This window comes from Arthrobacter sp. yr096, from assembly GCF_900108925.1.
Lineage (GTDB): Bacteria > Actinomycetota > Actinomycetes > Actinomycetales > Micrococcaceae > Arthrobacter.
This window is the reverse complement of the sequence record NZ_FNYI01000011.1, coordinates 44,908-58,803: the sequence shown is the minus strand read 5'-3', so window position 1 is coordinate 58,803 and position 13,896 is coordinate 44,908. Positions and strand designations below refer to the sequence as shown.

Genomic DNA, 13,896 nt, shown 5'->3' with positions numbered 1-13,896 from the left:
CCCCATGTCGTCCAAGAGCAACTGGCCAGGACATACACCGCTGCCCAAGGGTCTCGCTGCACCAGCGAGACGCGCCTTGGCGCATGAGGGGATTGAGACGCTGGAGCAACTGGCGGAGTACGGGGAAGTGAAAATCTCCAAGCTCCACGGCATGGGGCCAGTGGCCATCGCCCAACTCGAGGACGCCATGGAGGAATCCGGCATTTCGTTCGGCAACGTGTAACGGGCGGTCCTATTTGTTGCCCGAGGTGACTATTGGCACGGCAGGGCAATAGGGTGAATTCATGACTGAATACAGACGCCTTGGCCATTCCGGACTGACCGTCTCAGCCGTAGGGCTGGGCTGCAACAATTTGGGCCGCGCCAATACGCCCACCGAGTCCCAGGAAGGCACGGACGCTGTAGTTCACGCCGCGATCGATGCCGGGGTGACGTTCTTCGACGTCGCAGATGTCTACGGTCGCGAGCCTGGCCTGAGTGAAACCATGCTGGGGAAGGCACTGAAGGGGCGCCGGGACGACGTCGTCGTTGGAACCAAATTCGGCATGGACATGCGCGGTGTCAACGGCAAAGACTTCGATGCCCGCGGTTCACGCCGGTACATTGTGAAGGCGGTCGAAGCCTCGCTGCGCCGTCTGGACACCGAGTGGATCGACCTTTACCAGTTCCACACTCCGGATCCGCGGACTCCCATCGAGGAAACCTTGGCCGCCTTGGATGACCTGGTGTCCAGTGGCAAGGTCCGCTACATCGGACACTCGAACTTCGCCGGTTGGCAAATTGCCGAGGCAGAGTACGTTGGGCGGCAATCCGGCGGTGTCCGGTTCATCTCTACACAGAACCACTACAACCTGCTGGATCGTAGGGCCGAACTGGAAGTCCTGCCTGCGGCCGGGGCGTTCTCCCTGGGCGTCCTCCCGTACTTCCCCTTGGCCAATGGGCTTCTCACTGGCAAGTACTCTGCCGGTACAGCACCCGAGGGCTCCCGCCTGAGCCACACCCGCACTAATCTGGTGCACGACGCCGACTGGGAACAATTGGGACGCTTTGGCCAGTTCGCTAAAGAGCGGGGCATCAGCGAACTCCAGCTGGCCTTCTCCTGGCTGGCCGCCCAGCCCGGTGTCAGCAGCGTCATCGCCGGTGCCACTCGCCCGGAACAGATCCGTGAAAACGCTGACGCCGTGTGCTGGGTTCCGACGCCGGACGAGCGGCTGGAACTGGACGACATCTTCCCGCGTGCACCAAAAGTGGCGCTTTTCTAGGTCCCATTCTTCCAATTCACCAGATAGAGGGCCGTGCCCGGAGCGGGATGCTCCGGGCACGGCCCTCTATCTGTCCATGCGGCTCAGTGCATGCGGCCGTTTAGGCAGGTGCAGAAGCCACACCGGGTGCCAGGAACCTCTTACCGTTGACGCGCTCGGATGCGCCAACCCGGTCCAGGTATGGCGTAATGCCGCCCAGGAACATCGGCCACCCGGCACCCATGATGACGCAGAGGTCGATGTCCTCCGGGCCCGCTACCACGCCTTCTGCAAGCATGAGCCCGATCTCCTCGGCCAAAGCGTCCTGGGTGCGTCGGAGGACTTCCCCCGCTGTTGATGGCGTGTTGCCGAAGGACATGAGGGCCAGCGTGTCAGCGGGAATGACGGGGGTTCCTTCCGGACCCGGGGTCCAGAGGGTCTTGACGCCGTTGTCGATGAGCTTCTGCAGGTTTTGCGACACGGGGAACCGGTCGCCGAAAGCTGCGTGCAGGGACTCCTGAACGTGCTGGGCTACCGGCAGGCCCACCATGGCACTGAGGGTAAAAGGCGACATCGGCAGGCCCATGGGCCTCAGTGCCGAGTCGGCCACCTGCGCAGGAGTTCCTTCGTCAAATGCGGCGATGACCTCGCCCATGAGGCGAAGCAGGATGCGGTTCACCACGAAGGCTGCCGCGTCCTTGACGAGGACCGCCGTCTTCTTGAGGCCCTTGGCGAGTTCGAAAGCGGTGGCCAGGACGGCGTCGTCGGTCTTTGGTGCCCGAACGATTTCCAGCAGGGGCATGACGGCCACTGGGTTGAAGAAGTGGAAGCCCACCAGCCGCTCGGGGTGCTTCAAGTCTTCGGCCATGGACGTGACGGACAAGGACGACGTGTTGGTGGCCAGGATGCACTCGGGTGAGACGATTTCCTCAACCTCGGCAAAGACCTGCTTCTTGATATGGAGTTCTTCGAAGACGGCCTCAATAACAAAGTCGGCGTCGGCAAAGACTTCCTTGGAAACGGAGCCGGTGACGAGTGCCTTTGTCCGGTTGGCGGCGTCGGGCTTGATCTTTTTCTTTTCAAGCATCTTGTCGACTTCGGCGTGGACATACGCTACGCCCTTGTCCACGCGTGCCTGGTCAATGTCGGTCATCACTACGGGGACTTTGAGTTGCCGGGCGAACAGCAGAGCCAACTGGCTGGCCATGAGTCCGGCGCCGACCACGCCGATCTTGGTCACCGGGCGGGCCAACTTCCGGTCCGGGGCGCCGGCGGGGCGCTTGGAACGCTTCTGGACGAGGTCCAGGAAGGCGTACACGGTGGAACGGAACTCGTCTGTCTGCATGAGACCGGCGAGGGTCTCGCATTCGAGCTCAGCAGACTCTGCCTGGGTCATGGTGCGGTTGGCTTCCATGACATCAAGGACCTTTGCCGGTGCCGGAGAAGCGTTGGAGGTCTTGGCTTCGACGAATGCGCGCCCTGCAGACACGGCAGCTGCCCAGCGGGCGGCCACCGCATCCTCTGACGCATCAACCGAGTTCGAGCGCTCCGGCGTCACCTCGCCGGAGAGCACGCGTGCCGCCCAAGCCAGGGACTGCTCCACGAAGTCAGCCGGTTCAAAGATGGCGTCGGCTACGCCCAGCTGGAATGCCTGCGGCCCGGTGAGCGTGCGATTGTTGCTCAACGGGTTCTCGATCATGACCTTGACCGCATTCTCCGGACCGATCAAGCGCGGAAGAATGTACACGCCGCCCCAGCCCGGTACAAGGCCAATGAATGCTTCGGGAAGGGCAAGCGCGCCTGCGCCCGTGGACACGGTGCGGTAGGTGGACTGCAGGGCGATTTCCAGCCCGCCGCCCAGCGCGAGGCCATTGATGAAAGCGAAGCTCGGAACGCCAAGGTTGGCAAGCGTTGAGTACACCGCGTGGCCCAGTTGGGCCATCCAGAGTCCGTGCTCACGTTCCTTGAGCGTTTTCACGGCAGAAAGGTCGGCACCCGCCACGAGGAAGTATGGCTTTCCGGTGACGCCCACGCCGACGATCTCGCCGCGGGAAGCGCGTTGCTTGAGGGTCTCCAGGACGCCGCCGAGCTCGACGAGCGTGTTGGGGCCAAGAGTGGTCGGTTTGGAGTGATCCAGCCCATTGTCCAAGGTGATCAGTGCGAAGGTGCCGGCCCCAGGGAGCTGGATGTCCTGGACGTACGAATGAGTTACTACTTCATCGGGGAACAGTGCGGCGAGCTTCTGGAATTCGGCGGCGCTCATGCTGCGGCTCCTTCGGTGGTGGCGGTGGTGGCAAAAGCTTCGAAGTCGGCGTGGTGCGGATTTTCCCAGATCACGGTGGCCCCCATGCCCAGTCCAATGCACATGGTGGTGATGCCGTAGCGAACCGAGGGATCTTCCTCGAATTGCCGGGCAAGTTGGTTCATCAGGCGGACGCCTGAGGATGCGAGGGGATGTCCGACGGCGATCGCCCCGCCATAGCGATTGACCCGGGGGTCGTCATCCGCGATGCCGAAGTGATCAAGGAAGCTCAGGACCTGGACTGCGAAGGCTTCATTGACTTCGAAGAGTCCGATGTCCTCAATGCCCAGCCCGGCATTCTTGAGGGCTTTTTCCGTGGCGGGCACCGGCCCAATGCCCATGACCTCAGGCTCTACGCCCGCAAAGGCATAGGACACCAGGCGCATCTTGACTGACAATCCGAGCTCTTCAGCCGCTTCGGCCGACGCCAGAACAGCTGCTGTGGCGCCGTCGTTCAATCCTGCGGCATTGCCTGCCGTCACGCGTCCATGGGCGCGGAAAGGGGTACGCAGTTCGGCCAGATCCTCCACTGTGGTTCCGGGGCGCGGCGGCTCGTCGGTGGTGTGAAGGGCCCAACCCTGGCCCGGCTTCATGGTTGCTACCGGAACCAGGTCGTGCTGGATTTGCTCATTGGCGTAGGCAGCCGCGAGTTTGGCCTGCGACGCGGCAGCGTAGGCGTCCGTGCGGTCCTTTGTGATGGCCGGGAAACGGTCGTGCAGGTTCTCGGCCGTGTTGCCCATGTTCAGCGCTGCCGGGTCCACCAAGCGTTCGGACATGAAGCGGGGGTTCGGGTCGGCGCCGGCGCCCATGGGGTGGTTGCCCATGTGCTCCACACCGCCTGCGATCACGACGTCGTAGGCGCCAAAGCCGATGCCGCTGGCCGTCGTCGTGACTGCCGTCATGGCGCCGGCGCACATGCGGTCGATCGCGAAACCGGGAACCGTACGCGGGAGCCCGGCCAGCAGGGCGGCAGTGCGGCCGATCGTCAGGCCCTGGTCCCCGGTCTGCGTGGTGGCCGCGATGGCGACTTCGTCCACACGGTCAGCGGGTAGTGACGGGTTCCGCCGCATCAGTTCGCGGATACATTTCACCACGAGGTCATCGGCGCGGGTTCCCGCATAGATGCCTTTCTCGCCGGCTTTGCCGAAGGGCGTGCGGACACCGTCCACGAAGACGACGTCGCGGACGTTCCTCTGAGCATTGCGTGATGGACTCATGTATTAACTCCTCGTTGAGACATGGTGCCGGACCCGCAGGGCGGGTACTCCGGTTGGCATTGATGCAATGTTACTCGTGGGTAACTTAGCTTGCAAGGTGTAAGACGGTGGCCCGTCAGCCGGGCCGGAGACGCAAGAGGCCCGCCTCCGCGAACCGTGGTTCGGGTGGCGGGCCTGGGGGCCGCAGGTGTTCAGCCGGCTTCCTTGGACTGCGGTGCTTCTTTAGCCTTGGGTTCCTTGGCCGGAAGCGGCTTGGGGTTCAAGCACGCTTCGCTAAGGATCGGGGCGGCAAAGGAGATTTGCCACTCACGGGCACCGAGTGACCGAAGTTCCGCCGCGACGCTCTCCAGCGAAACGTCGGCCGGGGGACGCCAGGCAACCCGCCGCAGGAAGTCCGGCGTCAGCAGGTTCTCGACCGGCAGCTTGAGTTCGTCAGCCTTGGCCTGCAGGGCAGGCCTGGCGGTGGCCAAGCGTGCCGCGGCCTCGGGGTCGCGGTCCACCCACACCCGTGGAGGGGGTGGAGCGTTGGTGGGCAAGTGCAGCGGCGGGAGGTCACTCAAGGTCCGGGCATTGGTGATGCAGCGCAGCCAACGGGGAGCCTCACGCTGGGCCGACCTCCCATGGAATCCCTTGGTTGCCAGTAGCTGGGGGACGGTTGTGGGCATGGCCTTGGCAGCAGCGACGAGCGCGGAGTCAGGGAGAAGCCTGCCCGGGGCGACATCCCGCTTGCGCGCCAACTGGTCCCGTTCCTGCCACAGCTCACGGACTGCCGCCAATTGCCGGCGATCACGGATCTGGTGGAGCCCCGACGTCTTGCGCCACGGATCCACGCGCGGCGGGGAGATGCCGGCGGCAAGGATCCCCTGGAACTCCTGCTCGGCGTAGTCCAGCTTGCCGTCAGCCTCGAGGAGTTCAATGAGTTCCTCGCGGAGTTCGGCAAGGACCTCGACATCCAGCGCTGCGTACCGCAGCCACGGTTCCGGTAGAGGGCGCGTGGACCAATCGGCAGCGGAGTGCTCTTTGGCAAGGCCGAAGCCGAGGAGTTGCTCAATCACGGCGGCCAGGCCCACGCGGGGGAGTCCCGCAAGCCGCGCGGCCAGTTCCGTGTCGAAGAGCTTGTCCGGCCACATGCCGAGCTCTGACAAGCAGGGCAGGTCCTGCGTGGCCGCGTGCAGGATCCACTCGACGCCACGGAGGGCGTCATTGACGATGTTCAGGTTGTCGAACGGCTCAGGATCGATCAGCCAGGTGCCGGCGCCCTCGCGGCGGATCTGCACCAGGAAGGCACGTTGTCCGTAGCGGAATCCTGAGGCGCGCTCAGCATCCACTCCGGCCGGTCCTGTTCCTGCCGCGATGGCTGCAGCGCAACGCTCCAGGCCTGCAGGGGTATCGATGACCAGCGGCACGCCTTCGCGCGGGGTATCGAGATCGATGACTTCAGGGACATGGCTATCGAAGCCGTCAACCTTGATGTGGGTGGTGGGATCAGCAACCGGATCGCCGGCTGTGGTTTTTTCCGGATTTTCAGGGGTCATGGTGGCTTAAGCTTACCGATTCCCGCCAGCGCAGGGTGCTGGCGGGGCAAACGATGCGTTTGCCGGGAGGCAGAGAGTGGTCAATTGAGCCTCCTGTTGGGTAGTCCGGTGACGCCTGGCGGAAGGGGTGGCAGTCCGGCAAAGGTGCAGACCATGTCCGACCACGCTTCCAGATGGGCTTGCATGTCGGCGCTGGCGGGAGTCCACGAGGCGCGGAGTTCGATGTCGATCGTGTCGGGTCGCCCGGTTAGTGTGCCGAAGCTTTCGGAAAGAATCCGCGTAGCAGTACCGCCCGCAGCACGGTAGGGGGCCGCATGGTTTTCCAGAGCATCCACGAGCCATGTCCAGGCGACTGAGCCCAGCATGCTGTCGTTACCCATCTCCGCATCCATTTGGGCGCGGATGTAGGTGACGATCCGGAATTCGCCTTCCCACACAGCGGACCCCTCGGGGTCGTACAAGAGGATGAAGCGGCCGGTGGCCAATTCGTCGTCTTCTTCGCTGGAGGGGTTGCTGCTTTGGCTTTGGGCAAAGGCCTTGGCAGCGGGGCCGTGGACGGGTACCTGTCGGGTAGCTGCCGTAGGGCTGAAGACTTCAGCGCCCAAGGCCACGGCGTAGGGAGCCAGGCGTGCGGGCGCAGGGATCTCGTCAAGCCGCAATTCGCTGCGGCATTGTGCTTTTCGTAGGGTTCCCAAGGCGACGAGGAAGTCCGCGGGAACCTGTGCGAGGGCGTTCACCCTCGCAGGTTATGCGTCCGGGGCAGCGATTCTGTGCAGGCTCGCCGCCCCGGATTCCAAGGGTTATACGGAGTCCAGCTCGCGTTTAATCCCAGCAACAAAGGCATCGATGTCGTCCTCTGTGGTGTCGAAGGAGCACATCCAACGGACTTCGCGTCGGGCCGCGTCCCAATCGTAGAATGCGAAGGACTTCCGGAGGCGGTCCGCAATTCCTTCGGGAAGGATGGCGAAGACGCCATTGGACTGCGTCGCCTGGGTGGGCTCGACGCCGTCGATCGCTTCCACAGCCGTCCGCAGGCGGGCCGCCATGGCGTTGGCGTGCGCAGCCGAACGGAGCCACAGGCCGTCCTCCAGCAAAGCAATGAACTGGGCGGAGATGAAACGCATCTTGGAAGCAAGCTGCATGTTCATTTTGCGAAGGAACTTCAGGCCATCAGCGGCCTCGGGGTTCAAGGCAACCACCACCTCGCCGAAGAGCATTCCGTTCTTGGTGCCGCCGAAGGACAGGATATCCACGCCGGCGTCGCGCGTGAACTCGCGGAGGGGAACTCCAAGGTAGGCGGCCGCGTTGGCCAGCCGGGCGCCGTCCATGTGAAGCTTCATGCCTTTGGCGTGGGCATGCCCGGCAATGGCACGCACCTCCTCCGGCGTGTAGCACGTGCCGAGTTCGGTGGTCTGTGTAATGGACACGGCAAGCGGCTGTGCCCGGTGCTCATCGCCCCAGCCCCAGGCTTCCCGGTCAATCAGCTCAGGGGTGAGCTTCCCATCGTCGGTGGGCACCTGAAGGAGTTTGATCCCACCGACCCGCTCCGGTGCGCCGTTCTCATCCATATTGATATGTGCCGTGGATGCACAGATCACCGCACCCCATCGCGGAAGCAGCGACTGCAGCGACAGGACATTGGCGCCCGTTCCGTTGAAGACGGGGAAGCATTCGATGCCCGGGCCGAACTGCTGCTCCATGACTTCCTGGAGCCGGGCTGTGTAGACGTCCTCACCATAAGAAACCTGGTGTCCTCCGTTGGCCATTGCCAGCGCCGACAGGATCTCAGGATGCACACCGGAGTAGTTGTCCGACGCAAATCCACGCACCGATGGGTCGTGCAGTTGGCCTGATCCGGCTGTGCTGTTGGCGTTGTGGATTGCCTCTGTAGTGCTCGTCACTTGTTCATTCACGCTTTCAAGTCTATTTCGCCAGCAGGATGCGCTGACCGTTCAGGGTGGCGGCAGGTTGGTCAAAGAGCCCGACGACGGCCGTCGCCAGGTCTGCGACGTCCGTGTATCCGGGAAATCGCCGTTCCGGATGCTGTCGCCGCATGGCGTCGTCAACGAGGGCCTTGACCACGAAGATCACAGCTGCGCTGTGCTGCTCAGTGGGAGTCCCGGGGTTCCCGCTGTTGGCGGACTGGTCTCGGCGGAAACCGTCGGCTACCGCCAACGTCCAGGCCTCTGCAGCGGCTTTCGCCGCCGCATAGCTGGCGGCTGCGGCTGTGGGTGCCGACGCGGTGGTAGAGGACACCATCGCAAGCCGGCCGTGAGGAGATGCTTCGAGCTGGCTGTAGAAGACCCTGGAGACGTTGCGCAAAGTGGTGATTGCGCCCCGTTCCAAGGACTCCCAGTCCTCGTCGGATTGGTCCTTGATGCCTTTCGCGCCGCGCCAACCGCCGACCAGGTGGATGACCCCGTCGACGCCCCCAATGCCCAGCTTTTCGATGGCGGAACCCAACTCACGGACGGACTCAAGGCTGCCGAGATCACAGACCAATGGTGTGACCCCCTGGCCCGCAGCAGCCGCAGCCGCCTTGATCCGGACATCGTCCGAACCCACGGTGAGTACCCTGTGGCCGGCGGCGGCAAGTGCGCCCGCCACGGCAATGCCGGATGCGCTGCTGCCACCGGTCACGAGGATAGTCAGAGTGGTCATCAGGCCGCCGTCGCGCCGGTAATACCGGTGGTGGACTCGATAACGGGGCGCATCTTCTTCTCCAGCGCTTCATAGAACATGGAGAGCGGGAATTCATCGTCCAGGACCTGGTCGGTGAGGCCGCGCGGCGGGCCGTCCAGCGGCAACGCGTCCGGGCCCTTGGACCATACGGACGCCGGGTGCGGAGTCACCGTGCCCGAAATCAGTTCGTACGCTGCCAACCAGTGGGCAGCCTTCGGACGGTCGATTGAACGCCAGTAGAGTTCTTCGATTTTGGCGCCAAGTTCAACCACGACGTCGGCGGCATCGTCCCAGTCGATGGAGAGTTTGCTGTCCGTCCAGTGGAGTACACGGTGCTGGTGCATCCAGGCAAACAGGAGTTGGCCACCGAGTCCGTCATAGTTGCGGACGCGGCTGCCGGTGATGGCGAAGCGGAAGATGCGGTCAAAGATGACCGCATGCTGCACGAGTTTTGCGTGCTTCCTTGCGTCAGGATCAGCGTCCTCGTCTTTTTCGATGAGGACGGATTCGCGGAATGCCGTCAGATCGCAGCGCAGCTCCTCCAACGAGTACAGGAAGAACGGCATGCGCTGTTTGATCATGAACGGATCAAAAGGAAGATCGCCACGCATGTGGGTACGGTCGTGGATCAGGTCCCACATGACGAATGTGCGCTGCGTCAGTTCCTGGTCCTCGATCAGCTGCGCTGCATCCTCGGGGAGTTCCAGGGACGTGGTTGCCGCAGCGGCTTTCAGGACGCGGCGGAAACGAGCGGCCTCGCGGTCGGCGAAGATGGCACCCCAGGTGAAGGTGGGTGTCTGGCGGACGGCCACCGTTTCGGGGAAAAGGACGGCCGAGTTGGTGTCGTACCCAGGCGTAAAGTCGATGAACCGAATGGGGACGAAGAGCTTGTTGGAGTAAGCGCCAGCTTCCAGTCCGCCAATGAATTCCGGCCAAATAACTTCGATCAGCACGGCTTCAACCAGCCTGTTGGTGCTGCCGTTCTGCGTGTACATGGGGAAGACCACCAGGTGTTGCAGGCCATCGACGCGCTGCTGCTGGGGCTGGAAGGCCTGGAGGGAATCCAGGAAGTCCGGAATGCCGAAGCCGGCTTCCGCCCACCGGTCAAAGTCCTCGACCAACAACTGGAGGTACGTGGCGTCGTGGGGGAAATGCGGGGCCAGTGACACGATGGCCTGGGTAATGGTTGCCACGAGGCCGGCTGCTTCTTGGTGGGCAGCAGGATCGGCAATGGAGCCGTCTTGCTCCTGGTGTGCCTGCAGTGCAGTGGCCGCAGCCTTAAGGGTCATCCACTCGGCGTTGTCGGCAGTGACACGCGGGAGAGTGTGGGTGGCGGTGATCGTCATGGAGCTCGGCCCTTTCCGGAGTACGAATTGCTTCTGGCCCGAGCGTAGCAAGCGGAAAGGGTTGCTAATTCAAAAATGGCGTGAGCATAAGAAACCCTTGGCCATGGAGTGCTTGGAGGTAGCTTGAGATCCAGTTGTCGCGAGTACATGCCCGAATGCGCCAGCCGGACGGACCACCCTGGGGTGATCCGTCCGAAACCGCTAGCCCTGGTCCGGGTTCACCAGGCGGAGCGAAATGGAGTTGATGCAGAACCGCTGGTCCGTGGGAGTGCCGTAGCCTTCACCTTCGAATACATGACCCAAATGGGAATCACAGTTGGCGCAGCGGACTTCAACGCGGTCCATACCCATGGTGCGGTCGTGGAGATAGCGCACGGTTCCCTCAGCCAACGGGGCCCAAAAGGACGGCCACCCACAATGGGAGTCGAACTTTTCCCGGCTTGTGAAGAGTTGGCTGCCACAGGCGCGGCACTGGTACACGCCCTCAGTGTGCGTGTCCCAATACTCGCCCGTATATGGCCGCTCCGTGCCCGCCTGCCGCAGCACCCGGTACTCCTCGGGTGTCAACTCCTCGCGCCATTGGGCATCGCTCTTCTCAACGGGCGCAGAAGTTGTCTTGCTGGTGTTGTCAGGAGTGTTCATGTTTTATCCAACGCTCACGAGTCGCCGATAAATCCCGAACCGGCATAGAGATGGAGTACTGGAAGCCCCAGTTGATCCTGCGCCTTGTTGGCCCAGTCTGTATGGAACGTGTCTGCAATTGCATGTGGCCTGGTCACCACGACAGCCTGCGCCGCGTCCAGCGCCCTGACCTTGGCCACCAAGCCTGCCACGGCACCGCCGTCGACGATCTCGCCGGTGACGCCTCCTCCCAAACCTGCCAACGCCGCAAGCGACGCGGCCAAAGTCTCAGAGGCTTCCGCCCGCTCCGCCTCAGGGTCCGGCGACTGGGCCGTGAGTTCGCGGAACGCCTTTGCTATATCAAGCAGTGACAGATTCTCGAGGAAATCCACCAAGAGGTGCCGCTCGGTATTGGAGGGAACCAGCACAACAAGGGGTGCGTCACCCCCGTCGATCAGTTTGGCGATATTAACGCGGTCGTCGGGGCCAAGGGGTTCTTCAGTCAGGATGACTATGGGATCACTCATGGCTACAGCGTAGTCCCGGGGAACCCGAGTCCGCAGGCTTTTGGACCCCGGCACCCACGTGCCGGTACGCCGCGCGGTCCGCGCCTGCACCAGGCACTGCCAAGGAACGGCAACAATGGAACCATGGCATCGAACACCCGGTCAGCGAGAGAAGCTGCAGACACCAAACTGTCCCTTCGCACCAAGTGGGCAATAGCAGGCTTCGTGGCCGGCGGAACTCTCGCTGGCCTGGTGGCAGCCGGATCCTCTGCGCTCGCCGTGTATTTCGCCCGCCGCGTGATTACTCCCGCCGCACGGCACGAGGACCAGGAAGTGCTCGCAGTCATCCGCGGTGACAAAGGTTTGCAGGTCATCTTGGCAGCCACCCCCGATGCAACCATCGACGGCGTCTTCAGCCTCTTCTTCGCCGGGGGACAGGGGCATGCGCGGATCGGGCGGATCGTTTCCTATTCACCGGCAGAACAGACAGTCCTGCGTGAAGTCGAAGAGGTTTACAGCGGCGATCTGTCGGAGGCACGTCGCGGCTGGTGGAGTGGTGCAACGTATCCGGACCCGGCCGCGATCGGACTCGCGGCCGAGGACGTCACCATAGATGTCGACGGCGGCCAGGCGCCGGCCTGGCTGATTCGCGCCGAAGCGTCGGCTCCAGCGCCCATCTGGGCCATCATGGTGCACGGCCGGGGCGCCACCCGGCTGGAAGGGCTCAGGGCAGTTCGTACCGCGCGCCAGTTGTGTATGGACAGCCTGCTGATTTCGTACCGGAACGACGGCCTGGCACCGTCAGCGCTGGATGGTCGCTATGGGCTGGGATCCACCGAATGGCGCGACGTCGAGGCGGCGATCGAATACGCGGTGGAGCATGGGGCCAAGGAAATCGTCCTGTTCGGATGGTCAATGGGTGGGGCCATCAGCCTGCAAACCGCAGATCTCTCCAAACACCGGCACCTCATCAGGGCCCTGGTGCTGGACGCACCCGTCATCAATTGGGTCAACGTCATGGCCCATCACGCTGAAATGAACAGGATTCCCTACAACGTGGGGCGCTACGGACAGCTGATGCTGGGACACCCACTGGGCCGGCGGCTGACCGGTTTGTCAGCGCCCGTGGACCTGAAGGCGATGGACTGGGAGGCCCGGGCAGTGGAGTTGCGCACACCAACACTGCTGATCCACAGCGTTGACGATGACTACGTTCCCTACGGGCCCTCCGCCAGCCTCGCAGAGAAAAATCCGGAGATGGTCACCTTCGAGCCGTTCAACGGGGCGCGCCACACCAAGGAATGGAACGTCGACCCTGAGCGGTGGGAGCGTGTAGTCCATGCCTGGCTGCAGCGGCAATTGGCTCCGCGCAATAACCCCGGCCAGCCAGGTAGTTCAGAGCGCGCAGCTGGAGCAGCGCCCACTGGTTAGCGCTTGGTGGCCGTGGCGGTCCCAATTGGTGCAATGACAGCCTCGGTCAACCGGACAAGATCCGCTGGCGCGAGCTCGATGTCCAAGCCGCGGCGGCCCCCTGACACCAGGATTGCTTTATAGGACAACGCTGATTCGTCCACCACCGTGGGAGAGATCTGGCGCTGTCCCAAGGGGGAAATCCCGCCCAGTACATACCCCGTGCGGCGTTCGGCTGCCGCGGGATCCGCCATGGTTGCTTTCTTGGAACCCAGGGCAGCGGCTGCTGCCTTCAGGTCCAGGTTTCCGGAAACCGGGACGACGGCCACGGCCAGGCGTCCCTCCACCTCCACCATCAAGGTCTTGAAGACCCGGGCGGGTTCGATGCCCAGCACCTCGGCCGCCTCCAGGCCATAGCTGGTGGTCGATGGATCATGGGCATAGGGGTGCAGCACGAAAGGAACGCCGGCCGCAGCGAGTGCTGCGGTAGCCGGCGTTCCCTGTGATGCCAATTTCCTGGCCATACCGTGTGGCGATGCCTTTCAGCGTTCCAGACGGCTTGCAGCCGCGACCTTACGCTTGATGCGGCCGAGCATGGCGGTCATTCCCCGCATGCGGAGGGGAGTGATGGCCCTCGTCAAACCCAGCAACTCCGGCATATCGTCCGGAACGGCAAGGATTTCTTCAGCAGTCAATCCGTCGAGTCCTTCGTGCAGGACGCCTGCGAAGCCACGGGTTGTCGGTGCCTCCTGCGGTGCCTTGAAATAGAGCCGGTAGGCGCGGGAGCCTTCGGCATTCTTCTCGGACTCAATGGTGAGGAACAAGGGGGACTGGCATTCGACAACCTGCTCCAGCAATTCCGGATGGTCTTTCAGACGTTCCGGAAGCTCCGGCAATCCCCTGGAGAACTCAAGCAGGAGCTGCAGGCGGTCAGGCTCCGTCAAAGCCTGGAAGTCATCGACGATTTCCGCCAGCGCGGTGGGCAATGTGTTCGTACTCATCTCTTCCAGCTTACGCACAACCGCGGCGAATGCAC

At 63.2% G+C, this 13,896-nt stretch carries 14 protein-coding genes; 3 read left to right on the top strand and 11 right to left on the bottom strand.

The window, feature by feature from the left end:
- The first annotated feature begins 4 nt into the window (after nt 1-4).
- Both BMY91_RS20815 and BMY91_RS20810 read left to right on the top strand, forming a co-directional pair.
- Nucleotides 5-223, top strand: coding sequence for a helix-hairpin-helix domain-containing protein (locus BMY91_RS20815; RefSeq protein ID WP_090825416.1), 219 nt, complete (start codon nt 5-7; stop codon nt 221-223).
- Between the two features lie 61 nt (nt 224-284).
- Nucleotides 285-1,262, top strand: a complete 978-nt coding sequence (locus tag BMY91_RS20810; RefSeq protein WP_090825414.1) for an aldo/keto reductase — start codon at nt 285-287, stop codon at nt 1,260-1,262.
- A 100-nt stretch (nt 1,263-1,362) separates the two neighbouring features.
- On the opposite strand, the gene BMY91_RS20805 is transcribed toward BMY91_RS20810, so the two are convergent.
- The 9 genes from BMY91_RS20805 to BMY91_RS20765 form a co-directional block, all read right to left on the bottom strand.
- Nucleotides 1,363-3,504, bottom strand: coding sequence for a 3-hydroxyacyl-CoA dehydrogenase NAD-binding domain-containing protein (locus BMY91_RS20805; protein WP_090825407.1), 2,142 nt, complete (start codon nt 3,502-3,504; stop codon nt 1,363-1,365).
- Complete coding sequence (locus tag BMY91_RS20800; RefSeq protein ID WP_090825405.1) at nt 3,501-4,760, bottom strand: thiolase family protein; 1,260 nt, start codon at nt 4,758-4,760, stop codon at nt 3,501-3,503. Before BMY91_RS20800 ends, BMY91_RS20805 begins: the two co-directional genes overlap by 4 nt.
- Before the next feature lie 191 nt (nt 4,761-4,951).
- Nucleotides 4,952-6,295, bottom strand: a complete 1,344-nt coding sequence (locus BMY91_RS20795; protein ID WP_090825403.1) for an HRDC domain-containing protein — start codon at nt 6,293-6,295, stop codon at nt 4,952-4,954.
- A gap of 80 nt (nt 6,296-6,375) precedes the next feature.
- The gene (locus BMY91_RS20790; protein WP_090825401.1) at nt 6,376-7,032 is read right to left on the bottom strand and encodes a DUF3000 domain-containing protein; all 657 of its coding nucleotides are present in this window, start codon (nt 7,030-7,032) and stop codon (nt 6,376-6,378) included.
- Nucleotides 7,033-7,095: 63 nt separating this feature from the next.
- Nucleotides 7,096-8,208, bottom strand: a complete 1,113-nt coding sequence (locus tag BMY91_RS20785) for a threonine aldolase family protein (RefSeq protein WP_371261068.1) — start codon at nt 8,206-8,208, stop codon at nt 7,096-7,098.
- Between the two features lie 10 nt (nt 8,209-8,218).
- Nucleotides 8,219-8,956, bottom strand: coding sequence for an SDR family NAD(P)-dependent oxidoreductase (locus tag BMY91_RS20780; RefSeq protein ID WP_090825399.1), 738 nt, complete (start codon nt 8,954-8,956; stop codon nt 8,219-8,221).
- Nucleotides 8,956-10,323 carry a DUF6421 family protein gene (locus BMY91_RS20775; RefSeq protein ID WP_090825397.1) on the bottom strand — a complete coding sequence of 456 codons (1,368 nt, stop codon included), beginning with the start codon at nt 10,321-10,323 and terminating at the stop codon, nt 8,956-8,958. The genes BMY91_RS20780 and BMY91_RS20775 overlap by 1 nt, the downstream gene beginning before the upstream one ends.
- A gap of 201 nt (nt 10,324-10,524) precedes the next feature.
- Complete coding sequence (gene msrB, locus BMY91_RS20770; protein WP_090825395.1) at nt 10,525-10,965, bottom strand: peptide-methionine (R)-S-oxide reductase MsrB; 441 nt, start codon at nt 10,963-10,965, stop codon at nt 10,525-10,527.
- A 14-nt stretch (nt 10,966-10,979) separates the two neighbouring features.
- Nucleotides 10,980-11,471 carry a hypothetical protein gene (locus BMY91_RS20765; protein WP_090825393.1) on the bottom strand — a complete coding sequence of 164 codons (492 nt, stop codon included), beginning with the start codon at nt 11,469-11,471 and terminating at the stop codon, nt 10,980-10,982.
- Between the two features lie 123 nt (nt 11,472-11,594).
- Between BMY91_RS20765 and BMY91_RS20760 the strand changes: the two genes are divergently transcribed.
- The gene (locus tag BMY91_RS20760; protein ID WP_090825390.1) at nt 11,595-12,881 is read left to right on the top strand and encodes an alpha/beta hydrolase family protein; all 1,287 of its coding nucleotides are present in this window, start codon (nt 11,595-11,597) and stop codon (nt 12,879-12,881) included.
- On the opposite strand, the gene ybaK is transcribed toward BMY91_RS20760, so the two are convergent.
- Together ybaK and BMY91_RS20750 are read right to left on the bottom strand one after the other, a co-directional pair.
- The gene (gene ybaK, locus BMY91_RS20755; RefSeq protein ID WP_090825388.1) at nt 12,878-13,384 is read right to left on the bottom strand and encodes a Cys-tRNA(Pro) deacylase; all 507 of its coding nucleotides are present in this window, start codon (nt 13,382-13,384) and stop codon (nt 12,878-12,880) included. The two genes, BMY91_RS20760 and ybaK, sit on opposite strands and share 4 nt — an antisense overlap.
- An 18-nt stretch (nt 13,385-13,402) precedes the next feature.
- Nucleotides 13,403-13,861: a SufE family protein gene (locus BMY91_RS20750; RefSeq protein WP_175538658.1), complete on the bottom strand. Its 459-nt coding sequence runs from the start codon at nt 13,859-13,861 to the stop codon at nt 13,403-13,405.
- Between the last annotated feature and the right edge of the window lie 35 nt (nt 13,862-13,896).